Here is a 22,322-nt window from a genome sequence, read left to right as displayed (position 1 = left end):
TTCGTTGAGTATCAGAGTACAAACCTCTGCCAGAGCAAGAGCGGATTTATCCAGATCTTTCAATGTACGCAGGCGCTTTTTTTACCCAATCTTTTGGCTTCACCAGCGATGTTATTGATCAACAAGTCCAAAATATCCAATGCATCATCAGTGCGATAGTTTCGTATGCTTTAACAAATGCGACCAACATTGCAGTACGTTAGTTTCAGGCATACGAGCAATCTTATGCATTGAGACCATGCTAGCTTGACGGGCAATATTTTTAAGGCGAGCTGGTGGGATACTGGTAAAATCCATCGATATGAATGCCAAAATCTCTCAGTTCCTGATAACGATCAACAGCCTCATTAAAGGCAGGGTCACTGATAGTCACTGGCCCTTTGCGATACTGGTCAAATCAAGAAGTTCTTGATCCATCAGGGATTTGAAGCAATGTTTCCAGTTTGATAATCTGTTCCGGCCTAGGCAACGCAGACAGACGCTTCCATAATCGATTAGTAGAGTGTTCGCGAATCTCAGAAATTAGGCGAGTCAATGTAGAAGCACCTGGCAAAAGGATTTTATGTTTGATGAGCCAACTTGTGGCCAAATCAAAGAGCAAGCTCGGTCGCTCGTTGCTTACCCAGCTGCGGGTGTATAATAACCTGCTTAAACGGAATGACCATGGCCATATAAATTCTCGATAATGGTATTGAATACGGATCTGAGCTGCATGCTCTCTTTGAGTAGTTTCTCGTTGTGCATAGGTGGATAATATTTGTATATTGGTGATACCTAGTTGCCTGGCGATAAAGCTTTGGGCGTTGCTTGGAACCCGTGACAGATCAGTGAGAAAAGTTCCAAGAAATCGAACACAACCAAGTTGCAAAGCAGCTCCTAAACGGTTTTGCTCCCCTCGCCGCTGAGCAATGAAGGCAAGGTCGGTTTCATCAAGAAGAAAGTAGCATGCTAATTGTACTTCATCGGTTCGCCAGAAAATTGTCCATAACTAGCTGTCTGTTCCTCAGTTAAAAAAAGACTGGCATGTATTCTCCCAACAAACTTTACAAACCCGGCCTAGGTTCTGTCTAATAATTTATAAATTGTTAGACAATCAAAAGACCTTATCATAAACTGTCTAAAAAATCGGATTTACCTGATTAGTAGACATAACTTCTACAAATCGATAAGGGAGACATTTTTAACCTATGCGGCTCTTTGGATATGCTCGTGTTTCAACCAGTCAGCAATCTTTGGACATTCAAGTTAACGCACTGAAGGATGCTGGTGTTAGATCACATCGACTATTTACAGACAAAGCAACTGGCAGTCACTGTGAACGTGATGGCTTGCAAACTCTTCGTCTTAAAGTTGAAGAAGGTGATGTTATTTTGGTTAAAAAATTAGATCGGCTAGGGCGAGATACCGCAGATATGATTCAATTAATTAAAGAATTTGATGCAATGGGAGTATCGATTCGATTTCTTGATGATGGGATTAGTACTGAAGGTTCTATGGGAAAAATGATAGTAACCATCTTGGCTGCAGTTGCCCAAGCAGAGAGACAACGTATCCTAGAACGAACCAATGAAGGTCGCACAGAGGCTAAGCTAAGAGGGGTAAATTTTGGTCGCAAGCGTACCATCGATAGAGAACAAATTATTTCACTTTATACATCAGGTATTGGAGCAACCGAAATTGCCAGGAAAACTGGAATTGGGCGATCAACCGTTTACAAATTACTTCAAGAGGTTTCAAGGTAATGGATAATAACGGTAATATTCAAAAACAGGTTCTTATTTATCAAGCCGATGATGGTAGCTTTCAAACAGAAGTGCATTTGAAAGGTGAAACAGTTTGGCTGAACCAGAAACAGATGTCCGATTTGTTTGGTACTTCTATTGATAATATTGGATTACATTTAAAAAACATATACTCCGAAGGTGAACTTTCAGAAGAGGCAACTACCGAGGATTACTCGGTAGTTCGCATTGAAGGAACTAGAAAAGTTAAGCGCTTGATTAAGCACTATAATTTAGATGCTATTATCTCTGTTGGCTATCGAATTAATTCAAGAAAAGGAACACAATTTAGGATTTGGGGCTACTCAGGTACTTAAAGAATACCTACTACAAGGGTATTCTTTAAACGAAGCCAGGTTAAAACAACAATTAGAAGCAATTGATAAGCTAAAAATAGGCCTCGCCTTGATTCAAAGTGCTCAGTTAGAATCTTTAGATCAAATTGAAGCGAAGGGTTTACTGACAGTACTAACGGAATACACCCATAGTTTTATTCTATTAAATCAATATGATACAGGTCATTTCCCGAAGGCTGGATTGAGCAAAGGAATAACAGAGGAAATTAGTATCAAAGAAGCGATGTATGCAATTCATAGCTTAAAAGAAAAGCTCATTACGCAAGGAGAAGCTACGCCTTTATTTGGTAATTCAAGAGATGATGGCTTCGTAGGAATCTTAGGCAATATAGTTCAAAGTTTTAATGGGGAGTATCTTTATCCAAGTATTGAAGAGCAGGCTGCTCATCTGTTTATTTTATAATAAAAAATCACCCATTCATTGATGGAAACAAACGGATTGGTGCATTGATGTTTATTTGGTTTTTACAAAAAAATAAACATCATTTGAAAAACAATGGGGAAGCGAAAATTAATGACAATGCCTTAGTTGCTCTTGCACTTCTGGTCGCTCAAAGTCAATCAGACCAAAAAGATATCATGATTGAATTAATCATAAATTTAATCAAAGGATAAGGCCAATTGGAGCAAGTAAAACGTGAAATTCAACATCTTAAAAAGTTCAGAAAATGAAATTGAGTACATTGATAACACACTAGGTGAGTTTAATAAGAACCAAGTCCAATACACCTCTAAAATGGATTTCACCCCACTTAATTATCATATTAAAGACCAAAATGGATTAATCATTGCAGGCATTAATGCCTTTTCTTGCTGGCAAATGGTCTACATTAGTGAGTTGTATGTGACTCAGGAGTATCGAAATCAAGGAATAGGTTCAATCTTAATAAATAAAATTGAAGAAGAAGCCAGAATAAAGGGAGCAATCGTATCTCATACGGATACGTTTGACTGGCAGGCAAAAGATTTTTATTTGAAACGTGGTTATGAAGTTTTCGGAGTAATTGAAAATTGTCCTCCAAGACACAAGCGTTTTTTCTTTAAAAAATATTTTTAAGAAATTTAGGTCATTAGGCAAACTTTTAGATAGATTGAAAGCTCTTAGCGTACGTTTTCGTTCCGTTGGACTTCAAACCCCCTATGGCTCAACTGTGGGAGCGGGAATTGAGTTTGAGAATAAAGACTCCAACTTCGCAAGAACAGCATCTACCTTAACTAACTTCATCGTTTCTTCACCATGAGCATGGGTACCCCAAATATTGGTTTCAGCAGTCTTATTGAGAATGGTAGTTACCGCTTCAGGATAGCAATCCACCGCTAAATGTCTAAACGTATAGGGGCCAGAGACATTCGCACTCGTTACGGCATGTAAAGCTACAACGGGAGTACCTACTGCAGTTCCCATATGTGAGGGACCGGTATCAGGACATAATACCGCTTGCGCGTGGTTAATAACGGCAAGTAGTTGTTTTGGCTTAGTTTTTCCTACTAAATCGATGCATTCTACCTGCTGTAGTATTTCATCGGCTAAAGCTCTGTCATAAGCACCAGGTCCGCCTGTTAAAACAACCTGCACCTGCCAGCGTTGTTGAGCTTCTTTTATCACTTCAATATAACGCTCGGTGGGCCAACTTCGTTCAGGTTTACTCGCGGCTGGATTAACCACTAAAATCGGTTTAGAGGTTTGTAAATGAGCACTTGCCCATTCATAATCAGCTTGGCGAATAAGTAAATCCCAGCGCAGATCTTTTTTTGGTAGCCCTAAAGCAGTTGCGAATTTTAAAAATCCATCCAAGGTGTGATCCTGTCCTGGCTCAATGGTTTCGTTAATCACCCAATCATGACCATCTTTGGCACGAATCTTATCATAGCCAATCTTTCGCGGGGCAGGAATCAAAGGATAAAGTAAATTTGCGCGAAAACTAGCTTGCGACGCCAATAATACATCAAACTTTCGACCTTTTAATTGTCTTTTAAAACGCCAATAATCAACCAAGCTGCTCGGTTTGTTAATGACAATAAACTCAACGCCATCCATTCCCTCAACGAGATCATAAGCTGGGCGAGAAATAACCCAAGTAATCGATGCTTGAGGTAAATTGGCTTGCAGTGTGCGCACTAAGGGAACAAACATTAGCACATCGCCTAAAGCTGATAACCGAACTACGCAAATTGATTTTATCATTCTAAAACAAACTCAGACCCACAATAGGGGCAAACTTCCGTACCCGTTTTTTCGATAGGCAGGTATACCTTCGGATGAGCATTCCACAAAATCATCTCATCTGTTGGGCAACTTAAAGGTAAATCGTGGTGATGAACGATATATTTTTTTTTAGCACAGGCTAGTTCTTCGACTGTATTTGCCATCTGTATGTTTCCCCTCGAATTTCTATTTTTTATGTGTTTTCTCGCACGCTCTATGAGAAGCCGACATATTATCTAATATTTCCCTGATGAGTGCTATGATTTCCCCAACAACAGCCGGTTTTTCGCAAGGAAAAGCCGATGAGTTTGGCCAAGAACGAAGCCATGTTAATTGTCTTTTGGCGAGCTGACGTGTAGCGACAACCCCTTTATGACGCAAGATTTCATAATTATAATCCCCTGCTAAATAATCAATGACCTGACGATAGCCTACACAGCGCATAGCAGGACAAGTTAAGGGCAATTGCCATTTTTGCAGTAATTGAGCTACCTCATAAACAAACCCTTGTTCCAGCATCTGCTCAAACCGAGCTTCAATACGTGTATGTAACCAATTCCGATCCTCTGGAAATAGAGCAAGATTAACAAAATGATAATTCTGATTTTCTTTTTGCTCGGACCAGAATGAAGAAAGTGGTTTACCTGTTAAATGATAGACTTCTAAAGCACGTTGAATGCGCTGAGCATCATTGGGATGAATTCTTAAAGCCGACTGCGGGTCCACTTGCGCTAATTGTTCATGCATATAAACCCAACCTAACAATTCTGCTTGTTGAGTAAGCACAGCACGCAAGGTGTCATCCGCTTGAGGCAAAGGAGATAAACCCTGTTGTAAAGCATGGAAATACATCATCGTTCCGCCAACTAATAAGGGGATTTTATGACGACTATAAATTGCTTCAACAAGCTTCACCGTATCCTCACAGAATTGCGCGGCTGAATAGCTTTCTGGAGGGTCGATAATATCGATTAAATGATGGGGAGTAATTAAAAGTTCTTCGGGACTAGGTTTCGCTGTTCCGATATTCATTTCTCGATAAATCATTGCAGAATCGACACTGATGATTTCAAATGGAAATGATTTGATAAGCTCAGAGGCTAACGCAGTTTTACCTGAAGCAGTCGGCCCCATTAAACAAAAAATAGTTTTAGGCATTTAGCAAGCCTCGGCAGGTTTCTTTGGATAAATGCTTGCACCAGATGTTTAGTTTATCACTACCTAAGGCCCTTAAATAGTCACTTAGTGTGCCAATTTCCTCTTCTCTTGCACATTGAGCATCAAAAGATTGGCATAAAGTTAATAATTCAAACAATTCTTTCGTTGATGGTGGAGGAGATTCAAAGACTGAGCTTAAAAATTGCTTGAGATCCAAATTGGGGATTACTAGAGGTAAACTGCGAATTAATAACGTCTGCTCACTTGCTAAATCGAAGCCTATGCCAACTTGGCTTAACGCTTGTCGATATTCGTTAATCTGTTCAAGATAAGACTTCTTAATCGAATAACTGACTGGAACAAGTAACGGCCGGCTGGCTAAAGGTAATTCTTGCCCAGCTAGAATCGACAAAAGCCAATGACGCTGTAAAGCAATGATATCGATTAAATAAGGTTGTTCCTGCAAAAAAATTAAAACAAACGAGGCATTTATAGCGATCCAATTTTTTTTCTCCGGCAAATCATTCACCATTTTTTTCATGAATGCAGGCGGAGAATAAGGTTCAGCTACCTGTAATTGGGACACTTCCGGTAGAGTTTCTTGAGAATAATTCCATTGCAAACTAGGTTTATGTAAAGCCTGTTGAATCTGGGAACTGATAAAATCATGTACTAATCGGGGTTGTTGAAATCGGACCTCATGCTTTGTTGGATGCACATTAACATCAACTTCTTCCGGATTAATCGTTAAATATAATAAGCAAGCAGGATAACGCCCCGGATGCAATAAATCTTCGTAGGCCTTCTTGATTGCATGATTCAGTAATTTATCTTTTACCATGCGTTTATTGACATAAATCCATTGTTTATCATTTTGGGAACGCTGATAATCGGCCGTACTAATCCATCCATACAAATGCAGACCGGCATGCTCAGTATTGAAATACCGTGCTTGATCAATAAAGGTTTTTCCCAGCAATTTGCGAATACGCGCCAATTGCGTTTTATCACAATTAGCAGGCGGTAAATGAAATTGTTGCTTGCCATTATGACTTAGAGAAATCGCTATTTCAGGGGCACTCAAAGCAAAGCGTCTAACAATCGTTTCAATGGCTTGAAACTCCATGCGCTCGGATTTTAAAAATTTTTTCCTCACTGGCGCATTAAAAAAAATATCGCGCACATCCATTGTCGTACCTTGGTTGCGGGCACAAGGCGCTAGATGAATAGCCTCTCCTCCAGCAGTGGAAAGCGACATAGCATGGGGTTGATTGGCTGGTTTAGAACTAATAAATAAACGAGATATTGAGGCTATACTTGCCAAGGCTTCACCGCGAAATCCCAAGCTAGCAATGGAATATAAATCCTGAAGCTGAGTGATTTTACTTGTAGCATGTGCAGCGATTGCGAGAGGTAAATCATCGGCTACAATGCCAATACCATTGTCGCTTATTTTAATTTGATTTAAACCGCCATACCCAATATCAATACTGATTAAACTGGCTTGCGCATCGAAGGCGTTTTCTAATAACTCCTTGACAACTGAAGCAGGTCGTTCAATCACTTCACCTGCAGCAATTTGATTTGCTAGAGCGCTAGGCAGTTGGTGAATTCTCATGGCAGACACTCAAGGCCTGCCGTTCTACAGCCTATCGAAAACATTCATCTATCCTAAGTCACCGAAGACGGGATGAGCAGTTTTTGCCCGGCTTGCAATAGAGAACCCGGCAAATGATTCGCCGCTTGTAAAGCCGCAATACTCACATGATATTGCTTAGCAATCTTGGGCAAAGATTCTCCTCGTTGCACGACATGAATATTAGCTTTTTGCGTTTGAATCGTATTATTGCCACCAGCCAGCATTTCAACGCGTGTACCATGAGGAGGGTAATCCCAGAAATAACGTTTAAGTCCTTGGAAAATGGCTTGTGTTAACTTAGTTTGATAAGCCCCAGAGCTAAGATTTTTTTCTTCTCGAGGATTAGAAATGAATCCAGTTTCAATCAAAATGGAAGGGATATCAGGTGATTTAAGTACCATAAACCGAGCCTGTTCCACCTTGTTATTATGTAAGGTAGTAATCGCGTCTAAATTGTGTAAAACCCTATCTCCCATGTGCAGACTTGAGCCGATAGTCGCTGTTTGTGATAAATCAATTAAAACAGTGCGCACTAGACCACTCTGGTCATCTAAATTGGCTAAATTAACACCACCTAATTCTGAATAGTTTTCCTTTTCTGCTAGCCAACGCGCCGCTTCACTGGTTGCTCCAGACTGGGATAAAGCAAAAACCGAAGCTCCGTTGGATTGTTGATTAATAAACGCGTCCGCATGAATTGAAACAAAAACATCGGCATTATATTTTCTTGCAATAGTTAAACGCTCACGTAAGCCAATATAATAATCGCCTTTACGCGTTAAAACTGCCCGCATACCAGGTTGCTTATCAATAATTTGCTTTAATTTTAAAGCAATCGCTAAAGTCACGTCTTTTTCAATGGCATTACTTGGCCCACTAGCCCCTGGATCCTTTCCACCATGACCGGGATCTAACGCGACAACTACGTCACGTAAATTTCGACTTGGAGCATGGCGAACCGAAATCGGCACCGATGAGGCAAGCTTAATGGGTTCAGCTGATTTCGCGACTAGGGCGAGCTTAGCTGGCGCGTTGGGTTTAGCCGGCTGTCCCCCATTGGCTGATAAATCAACCGTAAACCCATTCGCAGCAGCGGACCTTAGCGGGTTTGTTTTTGTCTGGACTATTTGGCTCACTTCAAAAACCAAGCGTAAAGTGTTTGGATTAGGGTGGCCACTGCGAATATATTTAATCAGCTGACTACCCAAATTAACTCGATTAAGATCGACAGCTAAATTAGTATCTTCAAAATCAATGACCACTCGATTCGGATTAGTGAGAGTGAATACTTTATGAGACACTGCGCTATCCAATTTAAAAAGCACGGAGGGATGACCTGATTCCTGCTTAATATCTACCGATAGCAGTTTTGCCGCCATAAGAGTAGAGCAACAGACCATTAACAAACCAAAACAAAACGTTCGCATACTCATTGTTTACCTTCAAGGCAAGACAAAATTGTTACTCCAGCGGCGCTGAATGCTTGTATAGTTAGCAATCGTCCGCCCCCACTGATAGCAAATGCAAAATTAATATCAACCTGTTCTAGACTATGACTCGCACGTTCCGGCCATTCAATACAGCAGACCGAATTTGGCGAAAAATAATCTCTAAAACCAATATACTCCAGCTCCGTCTCATCATGAATACGATACAGATCAAAATGATGTATTTGCAAGCCCTCACATTGATAACTCTCAATCAATGAGAATGTTGGGCTCTTAATCGCTGATTTTACTCCTAAAGCACGTAACATAGCGCGAATAAAAGTCGTTTTTCCTGCACCTATTTCACCGCTGAAAGTTAGCACTAAAGGCGGGGTTAAACAGGCGGCTAACTGAGTTGCAAGCCGTTCTGAACTCAATTCATTCGGTAAATCGATGGAACTCAGAGCCGTCATTCGTTTACCCAATTCACTAAGCTATGCAGGTAAGGCATCAGATCACTAGCCATTAAACCTCGCTCTCCTTTTTCAGCAGCTGCAGCATCGCCGGCAGTCGCATGCAACCAAACCCCTAATTTAGTGGCATCAGAAAGCAGTAATCCTTGTGCTACTAAACCTGCAATGACTCCACTTAAGGCATCGCCCATCCCAGCACTGGCCATTCCAGGATTTCCTGCATTGCACAGATAAACTTCTGATTCATCCGTTGCTACAAGTGAGCCTGCACCTTTCAGTACAACATTACCACCATATTCATCTTGTAAGCGAATGACGGCTTGATAGCGATCTTTCTGAATTTCAGCAGTTGTATCACGCAACAAACTCGCAGCCTCACCCGGGTGAGGTGTGAGTATCCAATTATCATCATGTTGAGGGTTTTGGGCAAGAAGCCGCAGTGCCGAAGCATCGATAATCATTGGCAATTGCGAAGCAACCGCGGTGGTAAATAATGCCTTTGCCCATTCGTCGTCGCCTAAACCAGGTCCAAGAATACAGACCGTTGCCTTGGCGATTAATGGAAGCAGATCGCTAACCTCATCAACCCCATAAAGCATTGCTTCTGGCAGCAGCGGTAAAATTTGCCTTGCATATTCGTGCCGTGTAGCAATAGATACCAGACCTGCTCCAACTCGCAAAGCAGCGTTCGCCGCCATGTAAATCGCTCCTGGCATTCCATAGTTTCCACCAATCACCAAAACATGGCCAAACTTTCCCTTATGAGAATTTTTTAAACGCGGTCGGAGGAGCTGTTTAGTTAAATGACCATCTAAAAGATAAGCGACTGGTTGCAAGGCGGCTAAACATTTATCAAGTTGGAGACTATGACAAACCACTTGTCCACAATGATCTGGCCCGTCCAAAGTCATTAATCCTAATTTATAACCAATAAAGGTCACCGTCGCGGTAGCTCTTACACACACACCCATCACTTGTCCAGTGTCTGCATCCAATCCAGAAGGCGCATCAATCGCTAAGATTGGAAGCTTAGAATCATTCATTTGATTAATTGCAGTCGCTATAGGGCCGTGGACATCACCTTTTAAACCAATACCTAGCAAGGCATCTACAATTAACTCGACGTCACTATCGATTGGATCATCTAGACATTGGCAAAGTACGCCTGCAGCCACCGCTTGCAATGCTGCATGTTGAGCTGCGGGGGGCAGATTCTCAATGGTTTTATATTGATTGATAACAACAGAATACCCTTTTTCCTGGGCAAGTCGTGCTAATACATAACCATCACCCGCATTATTCCCACCACCACAAAAAACGGCAATGCTTCTGACATCTGGGTGTAGCATGGTTAGCGTAGAAAATGCGCTAGAACCAGCACGCTCCATCAATTCATCTTCAGGCAAACCCAAATCGTCGATGGCCATTTTTTCACATGAACGAATTTGCGGAGTCTGATATAGGGCAATTTTTGCTGATGTCATCGCTTTAGCGCTCCATTTGATGAGTGAAGCTTTAATAGTGAAAAGTTCAGAAATAAAAATCAATGAGTCTGACACTTTGATTTGTTGATTCTCGCAGAAGACTGTCTTAGTGACTAATCTGCGCGCCTATCATCAGTTTTGCCTGAGTACTTCATCGCCGTCAAGCTAAGATGATTTTTTATCTTAGTTCCGTTCGAGCTGAGGAGGCCGTAAGGCAGTCTCGAACTCATAAATCCCCATGATTTTGTTGTCATCCCTCGAAGGCAGAGATGACAATTCAGCATCTGTCTCATTGATCAACCGCTTAGTCTTTATCTTCTTTTTTCACTAAGGTCAATGCCGGTTTGTTTCGCCCTTTGGTGGTCGAAGGTTTTGCTGGGGAAGGAGGTTCGTCTCCATATTCTTCACCAAACTCCATCCCACGACCATTTTCTTTAGCGTAGATAGCAAGAACTGCTGCAGGAACAACAAAAATTTGTACACTTTGTCCAGAGAAGCGCGCAGTAAAAACGATTCTATCATTCTCAAGATGCAGGCCTCGGCAAGCTTTAGGTGAAATATTCAACACTATCCGACTGCCATTAACATGTTCTTGTGGCACCTGAACATCAGGATAGTCTGTATTAACCAAAATATAAGGCGTTAAATCGTTATCCACTATCCAATCATAGATTGCACGAATCAGATAAGGCTTGTTGGAAGTCATGGTAGTCATTTTAGGCTGCTCTCAATTGTCTCTCAACGTCCGTTAAGCTCGCTTGGAATGAATCTCGTTTAAATAAACGCTGCATGTAAGCATTTAAACCTTTTAATTTCGTTGGAATGTCGATTCCTAATTGTGGCAATCGCCATAATAAAGGAGCAAGCGCACAATCCAGTAATGAGAATTCATCACTTAGAAAATAAGGTTTGTCAGCAAAAACAGGCTCAAGACTTATCAAACTATCGGTCAAATGTTGACGCGCCTCTTCAACCTCAACACCAGCTTTTATACGCTGTAATAATTGATACCAGTCTTGTTCCACACGATACATCATTTTACGTGCTTCAGCACGAGCAACTGGATAAACAGGAAGCAGTGGAGGATGAGGAAATCGTTCGTCTAAATATTCCATAATTATACGCGCTTCATACAATACTAATTCGCGATCGAGAAGCGTTGGAACGGAGCCATAAGGATTAACTGCATACAAATCGCCCGTAGCTTCCCCTTGCTTAGCGTGAAGGATTTCAACATTGACTCCTTTTTCCGCTAAAACTATTCGCACTTGATGACTATAAACATCATCATTGTCAGAATACAAAGACATGATCGTACGCTTTGCTACAATGGCCATCGTAACTCCTCTGAAATCAATTAACTCATACTTTACAGTACGCCAAAAGGCACCATTCTAGCACAATTTTAGGTGTCCTGATCAGCTTAGAATTTTTAAATTCAAAAAAGAGTTAAATTTTATCACGGCATTCTTTCCAATAAAGTTTTTTGAGCCAATAAGCAACTAATAAAAAAACACCTAAAAAGGCAAGCACTACTAGGCCGATACGATAACGAATTAATTGCGCCGGTTCGCTGACATAAACTAAAAAACTGACTAAATCTTCCAACATATTATCAAACTGCTGTTGACTCATTTCTCCTTTATCTTTAAGCAGCAGATGAGGCGTTTGCTCGGGATTCTCTCTTACTACAACCACTTCTCCTTCAAGAGGAGCTAAAACATTAGGCATAGCAGCATCAGGCACTAATAAATTATTGGTTCCAAATGGGCGTGAGCTGTCTGCGTAAAAACTTTTTAAATAGGTATATAACCAGGACGCGCCTCGTTCACGTGCAACTAAAGATAAATCAGGGGGCACCAGTCCAAACCATTGTCGAGCATCGGTTGCTGGCAAGCTAATTTGAATAGGATCTTGAATTCTTGCACTGGTAAAAATGAGGTTGTTAAACAATAACTTTTTATCTAATTGCCCGTCAAAAGTTACCAGTCCTAAGTCATTCCCCATCCGGTTATAGCGTAGATAGCGCAAAGAATGGCAGCCAGAGCAATAATTCATAAAAATTTTCGCACCTCGTTGAAGCCTTGCTTTATCTTGAACCTCAACTTTTACTGGCAATAAATTAACTGTAGTACTCTGGGCTATTTTTAGTAAGAATAGAGCCAGCAAACCAATCAGAAACTTAATGCTCTGTTTATTCACCTTTTTATCCTCTCAGGCACTTCTCGATAGGTTTCATGATGACTATAAATCGGCATACCCAGAAAATAAGCAAAATAGATGAATGCACAAACGCGTGCTACATACTGTTTTACAGCGGTCACATTAACCGTACCTAGGTAACCTAAGATAAAGAAACATAGCACAAGCAAGCCCAACGCATAGCGGGAGTAATATCCTTTATAACGCATTGAGCGCACCGGGCTTCTATCCAACCAAGGCAATAAAAATAAAATTAGAATGGATGCCCCCATCGCAATAACGCCCATCAACTTATCAGGAATTGCACGTAAAATGGCATAAAATGGAGTCATATACCAAACAGGAGCAATATGTTCAGGAGTGATTAAAGGATTTGCCGCAGCAAAATTCTCATGTTCTAAAAAGTACCCTCCCATCTCTGGGAAAAAAAATACAACTGCAAAAAACACAATTAAAAAAACGAGAACAGCCACAAAATCTTTAACGGTAAAATAAGGATGCAAAGGCAGGCCATCAAGCGGTTTACCTCGTTGGTCGAGTTGCTTTTTTATTTCAATACCTTCAGGATTATTCGAGCCCACTTTATGTAAGGCTATAAGATGTAAAAAAACAAAAAATAGCAATAAAAGAGGAATAGCAATCACGTGGAGGGCAAAAAAACGTTGCAGGGTAGCATTCGCTACATTGTAATCTCCTCGCAACCAAGTCACTAAATTTTCACCCACATAGGGTATTGCACTCAGGAGAGACGTAATCACTTGTGCCCCCCAGTACGACATTTGTCCCCAAGGGAGTAAGTAACCAAAAAACGCTTCGGCCATTAACAAAATGAATAGCACCACCCCTATAAGCCAAACCAGTTCTCTCGGCTTCTGGTAGGAGCCATACAATAGTGCTTTAAACATATGTAAATAAACCACAATAAAAAAAGCCGAGGCACCAGTAGAGTGCATATAACGGAGCAGCCAACCATAATTCACATCTCGCATGATATATTCGATTGAGCTAAACGCTTGCTCTGCGGTGGGAACATAAAACATGGTTAACCACAACCCAGTTACTAATTGGATGGCTAGGACAACCAGGGCTAAGGAACCAAAAAAATAAAAGAAATTAAGATTTTTGGGAACATAATACTCGCTGAACTGTTCTTTCCAAGTACTTAAAAGAGGAAAACGCTCATCGATCCAGTTGATTAATTTTTTCATGATGAAAATCCTTCTTCCTCTTCACCAATAATAATTGTGCTTTCATTAATAAATCGATAAGGCGGAACTTCCAAATTAATCGGTGCCGGCACCCCTTTAAAGACACGTCCGGCAAGATCAAAAGTTGAGCCGTGACAAGGACAATAAAATCCACCAGGCCAATGAGGGCCTAATTCGTTTTCAACCGGTCTAAATTTGGGAGCACAACCCAAATGGGTACAAATACCAATTAGGACTAGGTATTCAGGATTAATCGAACGGTATTGATTTTTTGCGTAATCGGGTTGCTGTTCAACGAGCGACTGGGGATCTCGCAATTGACTGTCATGACCTGCAAGTTGTACTAGCATTTTCTTTGTTCGCCGTATTATCCAAACTGGCTTTCCTTGCCATTCTACAGTGACTTGTTGACCCGGTTCTAATCGATTGAGGTCGACTTGTACAGGAGCACCCTCTGCCTGAGCTTTCGCACTGGGTAACCAAGATGAAATAAAAGGAGTTAAAGCACAAGCTGCACCAATCCCGCCTAAAACACCCGTTGTGACTAACAAAAAACGCCGCCTTTGCTCATCGACGGCTTCAGCATTAGGATTATCCTCAGGACTAGGATGTTTCTTATCAATTTGGGTCATTGCAAAATCTTACTCATTGAACTGGCGAGTCCAGGAAAAATAGGCTCTGTTATAGCAAAGAATTAATCTTTTGCAAACGTTTCATTCTTTGCGAGGCCTTGATTATAGCTTGATCCAAAGGGCTGATGGGTGTCCGAAAAATTAGGACAGCACCCTTCTTTTAATAATTTATCTTCATTCCAGGAAATTTGTTCTCAAAAATATTTTTTAATTCAGATTTATCAGCATTGCCTAAATAATAAATAGAATCGCAAAGACTATTATCCATATACCTGTAAAAAAACCGTGGTAGCTTATCTAAATTTTCAACAATAAGGCGAAATACAATCTCTGAATCAGGTATTTGAGGATTATAGGCATCAATCGCTTGCTGTAAAATATTTTTTCCATCCTTATCCTCCATAATCAAATATTTCCTTAATCCTGGTCTTGTAAAAAACTCAGTCACTGTATCGATGTTACTATTTTTTATTGCTTTTTGAAGAATAGCGCCTTTCGGAGAGACAAAAAGCCTTAGCTCGTCTCTTAGAACAAACCCTCTCATCGCCAAAAAATGCTCAGCATTCCTATTGCCACTGACACCGCTCAATTTTACATGAAATTTTCTTAAGTCTAGATCAGCTTGTTTTAATAACCTCAATACATTTAAGAGCTCGCGAACTGTGGATTTATAATGACCAGTCTGATTAGAAAGATAAACAATTTGTCCTTGATCGACACGAATCGTTCCGAAAAATAAGCCAGGTTTTCCACTGAAAAAAGTTGAGTGGTTATAACCATTTCCAACATTTTCAAGGCAATTGCTTACAAATATTCTACCCTCTGCACTTATTGCTAATAATAATTCCTTATCAGCAATATGAGCTTCACGATAATAAGTATTCATACTACATAATTTTTCATTACCATCAAGACAAAATAGTAATCCTTCTTTGACAAAAACTTCATAGTTACTAGGATTTGTGAAATAAACCTTATTTAAATCATTCCATTTTCCCAGAACTGCCTTGTTTGTTCTTAGCTCTTGAAAAGTTACAATAGTATTGGCAAATACTCCCTCTTCAAATACCCAGCTTTTTAGCGATAAAAATCCATGAGTCCAAAATTCATCCCAGTATTCTGGACGAAGATAACGAAGTCCTGAATAACCATCTTGTACTAGCAGGTTTTTTATACGAGCCCATCTGATTAATGCCAAATTATCTGGAGTTAATTCTACGGATTGCAACTCAGAATCAAGATTATTTTGTAAATTTAAAAGAGACGCTGCATTTTTTTGTATAGCAAGGACTAATAAGGCTTGATTAAGTTGAGCAGGATAAATTCTAGAGTTAACAAGCGGTGATGGAAGGCCAGCTAAGTCTAATAATGCATTCCAATCTTTGCGCAACTCAATTGAGATATTAAAAAAAAAAGCCTCACATTCGTCAACAATGAGAGCTAAATTAGTGAACGTTTTTGTATTTTGAAATGTTCTTAAGCCAATTAGTATATTTTCTAGTAATACTCTCTGTTTGCTATCGATTTGATTTCGATTTTTGATATCAAATATTTCTTCTAATTCATTCTGAATATCTTCAATTGTTTTGCTATACATACCCTACTGATAAGCCTAATTATGTGACCGTTGAATATGATTTACCCTCCACTCTTTTTGGACAATTTAAGAATGAGCAAGTGACTAAAGTAGCTCTAGAGCTTGATCAAAAATTATCGAACTTGGTAAACAATGCTTATAATGCCTAACTAACAAAGAAGGTAAGCGCTTATTTTATAGGAGAATGATGGAAGAGTTTGTAGGTTCACCGATTTAGCTTTTATTTCATTGGAGAAAGATAAACCTTCACAAGAGGTTCTCTTTCATCAAGACTACGCTTGTTTAAGTCTTCTGAACTTCTAGGTTAACTCGAAAACGCATAAAAAAAACCCCACAGGAGTGGGGTTGAATATATTAACGCTTGGAGTACTGGGTTGCACGACGTGCTTTGTGCAAACCAACTTTTTTCCTTTCTACGCGTCGTGAATCGCGAGTCAACAAACCGCGAGCACGTAATTTTCTACGGTAGGATTCTGGATTTGGTTCAGCGTCTTCTGCCAAGCCCTGCTCATCATAAATAACGAGAGCACGAGCGATACCTAAACGAACTGCACCTGCTTGTCCAGAAATTCCGCCGCCAACTACAGTAGCGTAAACATCAAACTTTCCGATTACATCAACAGTTTCTAAAGGCTGACGAACAATCATGCAAGAAGTTTCACGACCAAAATAATCTTCTAAGGCACGGTTATTAACCTTAATTTCGCCCTTACCAGGACGTAAGAACACTCTTGCCGTTGAACTTTTTCTACGACCAGTGCCATAGTATTGCTGTTTTTCAGCCATAGTACTTATTCCTCAATCTCAAGTTGCTTGGGTACCTGTGCAGTATGCGGATGCTCATTACCAGCATATACTTTTAGTTTGCGGTACATTTCTCTACCCAATGGGTTCTTGGGAAGCATGCCTTTTACTGCCAACTCGATAATACGCACAGGATTTTTCGCCTGTAATTTATCGAAAGAAATCGATTTAATCCCACCAGGAAACCCAGTGTGATGATGATACATCTTCTCTTTAAATTTTCGGCCTGTAACAGTCACCTTTTCCGCATTGGTTACAATGATGTAATCACCAGTATCCACGTGAGGGGTGTACTCAGCCTTATGTTTGCCGCGTAAACGTCGGGCAATCTCAGTAGCAAGACGACCTAAAACTTTGTCGCTAGCATCGATCACATACCAGTCTCGTTTGACTTCATGTGTCTTGGCGCTAAATGTTTTCATTAAATTAACTCCGTACCGCCTTTATTGGTAATCTTTCAATCAGACGGGCGATTTTAACTAAAACTGAGATAACCTACAAGTAAAAATGTTATATATTCTTGCAATTATCTACTAATTAGGGATCAGCAGGCGTTCTACAGTCTCGCCGGCTATGAGATGGCTGCCTATTATTTCATCAATATCAGCCACAGTGGCGTAAGTATACCATACGCCTTCAGGATAAATCACGATGCAGGGACCTTCGCTACAGCGGCCAAGACAAGCAGATTTAGATATTCTGATTTTGCCAGGCCCATGCAATTCAAGCTCTGACAATTTAGATTTCATATAATTAAAAAAAGGCTCACCGCCAGAACTAGCACAGCATTTTTTTCCGGCTACTTTCTGGTTAGTGCATAAAAATACATGCTTAGTATAGTGGGTCAACAGCTTATTTATCCCGTTCTTCGATTTTGGTCTTTAATTTAAGGCCAGGCTTAAACGTTACCACCCGCCTTGCCACTACAGGAATTTCTTCTCCTGTTTTAGGATTTCTTCCCGGTCGCTGCGCTTTATCACGCAGAGTAAAGTTACCAAATCCCGACAATTTTATGTGTTCGCCACTTTCCAAGGCGTACCTTAAAGATTCATAAAATTGTTCTACCATTTCCTTTGCATCAGGTTTGGTAAGATTTAGCTCGTTACATAAGGTTTCCGCAATCATTGCTTTACTTAGCGCATTCACGATTAGTCCCTCAATATTATGGAAAATTCCTCTTTCAATTTGTTGATTATAGCACTAATTATTGCATTGATCTCGCTATCAATCATGGTACGTGTATTGTCTTGCAAAGTAAGGGCAATTGCTAAGCTTTTCTTTCCTGGAGGAATTGATTCGCCGGTGTAAACATCAAATACATCAAATGCTTTGAGCCAAGCCGTATTGACTACTTGGCGTACTGCCGCCTCAATTTGTGCTGCACTCACCTCATTATCGGCTAACATCGATAAATCGCGGCGTATTTGCGGGAATTTGGAAATTTGCTGATAACGCACAGATGTTTCATTGATTAAAGAAGTTAATTTTAATTCAAATAATATAACTTCTTCATTTAAATCAAGTTCATCAGCGATCCGTGGGTGCAAGGATCCACACCAACCTGCATGATGCCCGCCTATCATAATTTTTGCTGATTTACCGGGGTGTAGAGCGGGATGCTCGGCACTTTCAAAACTTGTGTTGTTTAGGTGTAAAAAACTAAAAAGCGCTTCTAAATCCCCTTTTAGATCGTAAAAATCAAATTTCCTTGTTTCTTCGCTCCAATTCATAGTCCCATGTTCACCTGCTAATAAGCCAGCCACACAGGAATGCTCTTGCAAAGAACCTGTTTGTAAATCGAAAATCACTCCGTTTTCAAAAATTTTGATGGCGGTTTGCTGACGATGAATATTATGAACCATCGAGGCAAGTAATCCAGGCCACATGCCCACTCGCATTTGAGAGAGTTCTGAGGAAATTGGATTGAGAAGCTGCATTGCTGCCTGATCAGGATAAAGTGCTTGCTGTAATTCAGGATCAACGAAGCTATAACTAATGGTTTCGTGATACCCTCTGGCAGTAAATAAGCGCGCAATTCGCACAGCCAGTGCTTCAAAAGGATTCACATTACCGGCTTGCACTGTGGTAATCATTTTTTCGCCAGACATTTTATCATAGCCATAAAGACGAATAATTTCTTCAACTAAATCGGCTTCGAGGCGAATATCAAATCGATGAGAAGGAATTTCTACCATCCACAAATTCGTTTTTTTATCAACGGTCATACCAAGACCTTGAAGCATCACTGCCATTTCTTCCTCAGCGACTGTCATCCCTGTAATTCGTTTGACCGCCTCGGGATTAAACTGTACTGTCATTTTTTGAGGCAAAGCACTGGGCTCTGCGACTAAACAAACTGGGCCAACTTGCCCACCAACAATTTCAAGCAACAGTGCAGTAGCACGCTCTAGTGCTAAAACTTGTATATTAGGATCAACACCGCGCTCAAAACGCTGAGATGAGTCACTTGTGAGACCGTAACTTCTCGCTACTCCAGCAATTGTCAGAGGATTAAAGTAGGCGCTTTCAAGAAAAATATCTTTCGTGTGTTCCTGAACGGCACTCTCTTCGCCCCCCATCACTCCTGCCATCGCTAGCAGTTTTTCGTTGTCAGCAATTACCAATACTTTATTGCTCAAACTAATTTGTTGACCATCAAGTAGCTCAAGTGTTTCATTATCATTACTAAAACGAACGATAATAGAACCTTTTATCGTTGCCAAATCAAAAGCATGCATCGGTTGCCCTAATTCAAGCATGACGTAATTAGTTACATCCACAACGGGATGGATAGTACGCAAACCTGCACGACGCAAGCGCTCACTCATCCAACTTGGAGTCCGAGCTTGAGAATTAATGCCGCGAATAATACGTCCAGCATATTGAGGACACGCTTCTTTTGCTTGTAATTGAATGGTTAGCGACTCATCAATCGTGGGTTGGATAACTTGTTGCGGTACTGATTTAAGCGGAAGTTGAGTCAGTGCTGATAATTCCCGTGCGACTCCAAGAACACTGAAGCAATCGGCACGGTTTGGCGTTAAGTCAATATCAAGCACATGATCATTCAGGATCAAATAAGTACGTAAATCCGCGCCTATCGGCGCATCTTCTTCAAGCTCCATGATGCCATCAGAGGACTCTGCCAAACCAAGTTCAGCCACAGAGCATAGCATGCCCTGCGACAACTCGCCTCGTAAAGTCGACTCTTTAATGACTAATCCGCCAGGGAGATTGGCACCAATCTGAGCCAGCGCAACTTTGAGACCAGCGCGAACATTTGCTGCACCGCAGACAACTTTCAATAAATCACCACTACCAGTATTTACTTCACATAAAGTTAATTTGTCAGCCTGTGGATGAGGTTTAGTAGTTGTTACCTGCGCGACGATAACACGATCAAATGCCCCGGCAACAGGGTTTAGAGCATCAACTTCTAAACCAGCCATAGTTAACAACGAAGCAAGTTGCTGCTCATTTAAAGAAGGATTTACCCACTCACGTAACCACAATTCACTAACTTTCATTTAAATACCCGCCTAATATCGCTTAGAACTGTCTTAAAAAGGTCAAATCATTCTCAAACATCGTTCGCAAGTCATCAATGCCAAAATACAGCATTGCCAGTCGATCGATGCCCATGCCAAACGCCCATCCTTGATATTCCGCAGGTGAAATATTGACGGCAGTTAGGACGTTAGGATGAACCATACCGCAACCTAATACCTCTAACCATCCGGTGAACTTACAAGAACGACAGCCCTTACCAGCACATTGAGTGCATTCAATATCAACCTCGGCCGAAGGTTCTGTAAAAGGAAAGTAAGAGGCTCTAAAACGAAGAGCCAATTCTCGCCCAAAGAAATGAGCAAATAAATCCTGCAGTAACCCTTTTAATCCTGCTAACGTGGCCTGCTTGTCAATTAATAATCCCTCAACTTGATGAAACATGGGTGTGTGTGTTACATCCGAATCACAACGATAAACTCTGCCAGGAGCAATTAAACGTAAAGGCGGTTTTCGTTTTTCCATGGTTCTTATTTGTACTGGAGAAGTATGAGTACGCAATAAATGCCCATCGCCAAAATAAAAGGTATCGTGCATCGCGCGGGCAGGATGATGCCCAGGAATATTCAGGGCTTCAAAATTATAAAATTCGGTTTCAATTTCGGGACCTTCAACGATATCAAAACCTAAACGGCTAAAGTAGTCGTTGATCCAATGCTTAACTTGTGTCACTGGATGTAACGAACCTGACTTTTGATGGCGTCCCGGTAGAGTCACATCGATGCGCTCAGCAGATAATTTTTTTTGCAACTGCATCTCTTTAAGATGCGTCATTTTCTCTTCGATTGATTTGCTGATTTCAACCTTAGCCTGATTGACTAATTGGCCTACTTTAGGTTTTTCTTCCGCAGATAAGCCCGCCAATCCTTTGAGAATTTCAGTCAATTGCCCTTTTTTCCCCAGGTAATCTACACGAATGGCTTCTAAGGCTGTAACGTCTTGGGCTTGGGAAATCGCATCAGCAGCTTTTTGCCGTAACAGGATAATATCTTGCATGATTAAACCCACATGTAAAAAAGGAGGCTATAGCCTCCTCAATAATTTATTACAACAGAAATTACTAGGTATTGTTATCAATTCTACTAACTTGTTCCTTAGGCCACAAGTTAGTGAATTGGCAACAAAACTTTAAGCAAGTGCTGCTTTTGCTGTTTCAGCTAACGCTGCAAAAGCTTGTTTATCATATACAGCCATATCAGCCAATATTTTGCGATCGAGCTCAATTTCAGCTTTCTTTAATCCAGCGATTAAGCGGCTGTATGACATACCGCATTCACGTGCTTGAGCATTAATACGAGTAATCCACAATGCACGGAACTGACGTTTTTTCTGACGTCGGTCACGATAAGCATATTGCCCAGCTTTGATAACCGCTTGTTTGGCAACTCGGTAAGTCCGACTACGGGCACCGTAATAGCCTTTGGCTTGATCTAAAATTTTCTTATGACGTGCTTTAGCCGTCACACCACGTTTAACTCTTGGCATTTTTTATCCTCCCCTTAACTACCATGCAGCATACGTTTTGCTAAACGCGCATCGCATGCTTTTAAAGTACCTGAAGCAACACGTAATTGTCGTTTTTGCTTAGGCGACTTCTTAGTGAGGATATGGTTTCGATAAGCGCCACGACGCTTAACTCTACCAGTCGCTGTCTTTCGGAAGCGTTTTGCAGCTCCACGATGTGACTTTAATTTTGGCATAACTAAATACTCCGCATTCATTTACTTATAATGATGTAGCGTTTTCAATCAACTCTTTTTACCGATTCTATGGAATCTAGCGGGAGCG

General features: G+C 40.8%; 26 protein-coding genes and 1 pseudogene. 5 read left to right on the top strand and 22 right to left on the bottom strand.

Translation table 11 applies throughout. The features are described from left to right. A pseudogene (locus tag Ldro_RS16005) lies at positions 1-1,029 on the bottom strand (DUF4158 domain-containing protein); the annotation flags it as partial. A gap of 158 nt (positions 1,030-1,187) precedes the next feature. Between Ldro_RS16005 and Ldro_RS05105 the strand changes: the two are divergent. Genes Ldro_RS05105 through Ldro_RS05095 form a run of 5 tightly spaced genes read left to right on the top strand, consistent with a single transcriptional unit; the run spans position 1,188 to position 3,194 of the window. After that, entirely contained in the window at positions 1,188-1,742 is a 555-nt protein-coding gene (locus tag Ldro_RS05105; RefSeq protein ID WP_058495337.1) for a recombinase family protein, read from the top strand. Continuing rightward, on the top strand, positions 1,742-2,098 hold the full coding sequence (locus Ldro_RS16740; RefSeq protein WP_238583971.1) for a virulence RhuM family protein: 357 nt from the start codon (positions 1,742-1,744) through the stop codon (positions 2,096-2,098). Before Ldro_RS05105 ends, Ldro_RS16740 begins: the two co-directional genes overlap by 1 nt. After that, positions 2,019-2,540, top strand: coding sequence for a virulence RhuM family protein (locus Ldro_RS16735; RefSeq protein ID WP_238583970.1), 522 nt, complete (start codon positions 2,019-2,021; stop codon positions 2,538-2,540). The genes Ldro_RS16740 and Ldro_RS16735 overlap by 80 nt, the downstream gene beginning before the upstream one ends. Positions 2,541-2,587: 47 nt before the next feature. Beyond that, positions 2,588-2,752, top strand: coding sequence for a hypothetical protein (locus Ldro_RS16730; protein ID WP_238583969.1), 165 nt, complete (start codon positions 2,588-2,590; stop codon positions 2,750-2,752). Positions 2,753-2,774: 22 nt separating this feature from the next. Further along, positions 2,775-3,194, top strand: a complete 420-nt coding sequence (locus tag Ldro_RS05095; RefSeq protein ID WP_058495336.1) for a GNAT family N-acetyltransferase — start codon at positions 2,775-2,777, stop codon at positions 3,192-3,194. 81 nt (positions 3,195-3,275) lie between these two features. On the opposite strand, the gene Ldro_RS05090 is transcribed toward Ldro_RS05095, so the two are convergent. The 21 genes from Ldro_RS05090 to rpmI form a co-directional block, all read right to left on the bottom strand. Further along, entirely contained in the window at positions 3,276-4,322 is a 1,047-nt protein-coding gene (locus tag Ldro_RS05090) for a glycosyltransferase family 9 protein (RefSeq protein WP_058495335.1), read from the bottom strand. Continuing rightward, entirely contained in the window at positions 4,319-4,507 is a 189-nt protein-coding gene (locus Ldro_RS05085; RefSeq protein WP_058495334.1) for a zinc-finger domain-containing protein, read from the bottom strand. The genes Ldro_RS05090 and Ldro_RS05085 overlap by 4 nt, the downstream gene beginning before the upstream one ends. A 22-nt stretch (positions 4,508-4,529) precedes the next feature. Further along, the gene (gene miaA, locus Ldro_RS05080; protein WP_058495333.1) at positions 4,530-5,501 is read right to left on the bottom strand and encodes a tRNA (adenosine(37)-N6)-dimethylallyltransferase MiaA; all 972 of its coding nucleotides are present in this window, start codon (positions 5,499-5,501) and stop codon (positions 4,530-4,532) included. After that, positions 5,494-7,119 carry a DNA mismatch repair endonuclease MutL gene (mutL, locus tag Ldro_RS05075; protein ID WP_058495332.1) on the bottom strand — a complete coding sequence of 542 codons (1,626 nt, stop codon included), beginning with the start codon at positions 7,117-7,119 and terminating at the stop codon, positions 5,494-5,496. Before mutL ends, miaA begins: the two co-directional genes overlap by 8 nt. Positions 7,120-7,172: 53 nt before the next feature. Next, a complete protein-coding gene (locus Ldro_RS05070) occupies positions 7,173-8,573 on the bottom strand; it encodes an N-acetylmuramoyl-L-alanine amidase (RefSeq protein WP_058495331.1) in 1,401 nt (466 codons plus the stop codon). Then, positions 8,570-9,040 carry a tRNA (adenosine(37)-N6)-threonylcarbamoyltransferase complex ATPase subunit type 1 TsaE gene (gene tsaE / locus Ldro_RS05065; RefSeq protein ID WP_058495330.1) on the bottom strand — a complete coding sequence of 157 codons (471 nt, stop codon included), beginning with the start codon at positions 9,038-9,040 and terminating at the stop codon, positions 8,570-8,572. Before tsaE ends, Ldro_RS05070 begins: the two co-directional genes overlap by 4 nt. Then, positions 9,037-10,524 carry a bifunctional ADP-dependent NAD(P)H-hydrate dehydratase/NAD(P)H-hydrate epimerase gene (locus tag Ldro_RS05060; RefSeq protein ID WP_058495329.1) on the bottom strand — a complete coding sequence of 496 codons (1,488 nt, stop codon included), beginning with the start codon at positions 10,522-10,524 and terminating at the stop codon, positions 9,037-9,039. The genes tsaE and Ldro_RS05060 overlap by 4 nt, the downstream gene beginning before the upstream one ends. Positions 10,525-10,828: 304 nt before the next feature. Next, a complete protein-coding gene (locus Ldro_RS05055; RefSeq protein WP_193786639.1) occupies positions 10,829-11,230 on the bottom strand; it encodes a ClpXP protease specificity-enhancing factor in 402 nt (133 codons plus the stop codon). A gap of 10 nt (positions 11,231-11,240) precedes the next feature. Further along, a complete protein-coding gene (gene sspA / locus Ldro_RS05050) occupies positions 11,241-11,861 on the bottom strand; it encodes a stringent starvation protein SspA (RefSeq protein WP_058495327.1) in 621 nt (206 codons plus the stop codon). A gap of 112 nt (positions 11,862-11,973) precedes the next feature. Further along, the gene (locus Ldro_RS05045; protein WP_058495326.1) at positions 11,974-12,726 is read right to left on the bottom strand and encodes a cytochrome c1; all 753 of its coding nucleotides are present in this window, start codon (positions 12,724-12,726) and stop codon (positions 11,974-11,976) included. Then, a complete protein-coding gene (locus Ldro_RS05040; protein ID WP_058495325.1) occupies positions 12,723-13,934 on the bottom strand; it encodes a cytochrome b in 1,212 nt (403 codons plus the stop codon). The genes Ldro_RS05045 and Ldro_RS05040 overlap by 4 nt, the downstream gene beginning before the upstream one ends. Next, the gene (petA, locus tag Ldro_RS05035; protein WP_058495324.1) at positions 13,931-14,566 is read right to left on the bottom strand and encodes a ubiquinol-cytochrome c reductase iron-sulfur subunit; all 636 of its coding nucleotides are present in this window, start codon (positions 14,564-14,566) and stop codon (positions 13,931-13,933) included. The genes Ldro_RS05040 and petA overlap by 4 nt, the downstream gene beginning before the upstream one ends. 160 nt (positions 14,567-14,726) lie before the next feature. Beyond that, on the bottom strand, positions 14,727-16,163 hold the full coding sequence (locus tag Ldro_RS05030) for a hypothetical protein (protein ID WP_058495323.1): 1,437 nt from the start codon (positions 16,161-16,163) through the stop codon (positions 14,727-14,729). Between the two features lie 354 nt (positions 16,164-16,517). Further along, a complete protein-coding gene (rpsI, locus tag Ldro_RS05025) occupies positions 16,518-16,949 on the bottom strand; it encodes a 30S ribosomal protein S9 (RefSeq protein ID WP_058495322.1) in 432 nt (143 codons plus the stop codon). A 5-nt stretch (positions 16,950-16,954) separates the two neighbouring features. Continuing rightward, complete coding sequence (gene rplM, locus Ldro_RS05020; RefSeq protein WP_058495321.1) at positions 16,955-17,389, bottom strand: 50S ribosomal protein L13; 435 nt, start codon at positions 17,387-17,389, stop codon at positions 16,955-16,957. A 111-nt stretch (positions 17,390-17,500) separates the two neighbouring features. Continuing rightward, positions 17,501-17,818 carry a (2Fe-2S) ferredoxin domain-containing protein gene (locus tag Ldro_RS05015; protein WP_193786638.1) on the bottom strand — a complete coding sequence of 106 codons (318 nt, stop codon included), beginning with the start codon at positions 17,816-17,818 and terminating at the stop codon, positions 17,501-17,503. Between the two features lies 1 nt (position 17,819). Further along, positions 17,820-18,113, bottom strand: coding sequence for an integration host factor subunit alpha (locus tag Ldro_RS05010; protein WP_058495319.1), 294 nt, complete (start codon positions 18,111-18,113; stop codon positions 17,820-17,822). A gap of 2 nt (positions 18,114-18,115) precedes the next feature. After that, a complete protein-coding gene (gene pheT, locus Ldro_RS05005) occupies positions 18,116-20,494 on the bottom strand; it encodes a phenylalanine--tRNA ligase subunit beta (protein ID WP_058495318.1) in 2,379 nt (792 codons plus the stop codon). Positions 20,495-20,516: 22 nt separating this feature from the next. Continuing rightward, on the bottom strand, positions 20,517-21,530 hold the full coding sequence (locus tag Ldro_RS05000; protein WP_058495317.1) for a phenylalanine--tRNA ligase subunit alpha: 1,014 nt from the start codon (positions 21,528-21,530) through the stop codon (positions 20,517-20,519). Positions 21,531-21,662: 132 nt separating this feature from the next. Continuing rightward, positions 21,663-22,019, bottom strand: a complete 357-nt coding sequence (gene rplT, locus Ldro_RS04995) for a 50S ribosomal protein L20 (protein WP_058495316.1) — start codon at positions 22,017-22,019, stop codon at positions 21,663-21,665. 14 nt (positions 22,020-22,033) lie between these two features. Further along, complete coding sequence (gene rpmI / locus Ldro_RS04990) at positions 22,034-22,234, bottom strand: 50S ribosomal protein L35 (protein ID WP_058496063.1); 201 nt, start codon at positions 22,232-22,234, stop codon at positions 22,034-22,036. Positions 22,235-22,322 lie beyond the last annotated feature (88 nt).

This window comes from Legionella drozanskii LLAP-1, assembly GCF_001467585.1.
Lineage (GTDB): Bacteria > Pseudomonadota > Gammaproteobacteria > Legionellales > Legionellaceae > Tatlockia > Tatlockia drozanskii.
The sequence above is the reverse complement of the archived record's forward strand: the minus strand, read 5'-3'. Positions and strand labels throughout refer to the sequence as shown.

Coding starts and splice junctions, on each gene's coding strand:
- Ldro_RS05055 (WP_193786639.1), bottom strand. CDS start 11,230: ATGACTTCCAACAAGCCTTATCTGATTCGTGCAATCTATGATTGGATA.
- Ldro_RS16740 (WP_238583971.1), top strand. CDS start 1,742: ATGGATAATAACGGTAATATTCAAAAACAGGTTCTTATTTATCAAGCC.
- miaA (WP_058495333.1), bottom strand. CDS start 5,501: ATGCCTAAAACTATTTTTTGTTTAATGGGGCCGACTGCTTCAGGTAAA.
- Ldro_RS05060 (WP_058495329.1), bottom strand. CDS start 10,524: ATGACATCAGCAAAAATTGCCCTATATCAGACTCCGCAAATTCGTTCA.
- Ldro_RS16730 (WP_238583969.1), top strand. CDS start 2,588: ATGTTTATTTGGTTTTTACAAAAAAATAAACATCATTTGAAAAACAAT.
- petA (WP_058495324.1), bottom strand. CDS start 14,566: ATGACCCAAATTGATAAGAAACATCCTAGTCCTGAGGATAATCCTAAT.
- mutL (WP_058495332.1), bottom strand. CDS start 7,119: ATGAGAATTCACCAACTGCCTAGCGCTCTAGCAAATCAAATTGCTGCA.
- Ldro_RS05070 (WP_058495331.1), bottom strand. CDS start 8,573: ATGAGTATGCGAACGTTTTGTTTTGGTTTGTTAATGGTCTGTTGCTCT.
- Ldro_RS05040 (WP_058495325.1), bottom strand. CDS start 13,934: ATGAAAAAATTAATCAACTGGATCGATGAGCGTTTTCCTCTTTTAAGT.
- sspA (WP_058495327.1), bottom strand. CDS start 11,861: ATGGCCATTGTAGCAAAGCGTACGATCATGTCTTTGTATTCTGACAAT.
- Ldro_RS05105 (WP_058495337.1), top strand. CDS start 1,188: ATGCGGCTCTTTGGATATGCTCGTGTTTCAACCAGTCAGCAATCTTTG.
- Ldro_RS05090 (WP_058495335.1), bottom strand. CDS start 4,322: ATGATAAAATCAATTTGCGTAGTTCGGTTATCAGCTTTAGGCGATGTG.
- Ldro_RS05085 (WP_058495334.1), bottom strand. CDS start 4,507: ATGGCAAATACAGTCGAAGAACTAGCCTGTGCTAAAAAAAAATATATC.
- rpmI (WP_058496063.1), bottom strand. CDS start 22,234: ATGCCAAAATTAAAGTCACATCGTGGAGCTGCAAAACGCTTCCGAAAG.
- rplT (WP_058495316.1), bottom strand. CDS start 22,019: ATGCCAAGAGTTAAACGTGGTGTGACGGCTAAAGCACGTCATAAGAAA.
- rpsI (WP_058495322.1), bottom strand. CDS start 16,949: ATGGCTGAAAAACAGCAATACTATGGCACTGGTCGTAGAAAAAGTTCA.
- Ldro_RS05000 (WP_058495317.1), bottom strand. CDS start 21,530: ATGCAAGATATTATCCTGTTACGGCAAAAAGCTGCTGATGCGATTTCC.
- rplM (WP_058495321.1), bottom strand. CDS start 17,389: ATGAAAACATTTAGCGCCAAGACACATGAAGTCAAACGAGACTGGTAT.
- tsaE (WP_058495330.1), bottom strand. CDS start 9,040: ATGACGGCTCTGAGTTCCATCGATTTACCGAATGAATTGAGTTCAGAA.
- Ldro_RS16735 (WP_238583970.1), top strand. CDS start 2,019: ATGCTATTATCTCTGTTGGCTATCGAATTAATTCAAGAAAAGGAACAC.
- pheT (WP_058495318.1), bottom strand. CDS start 20,494: ATGAAAGTTAGTGAATTGTGGTTACGTGAGTGGGTAAATCCTTCTTTA.
- Ldro_RS05030 (WP_058495323.1), bottom strand. CDS start 16,163: ATGTATAGCAAAACAATTGAAGATATTCAGAATGAATTAGAAGAAATA.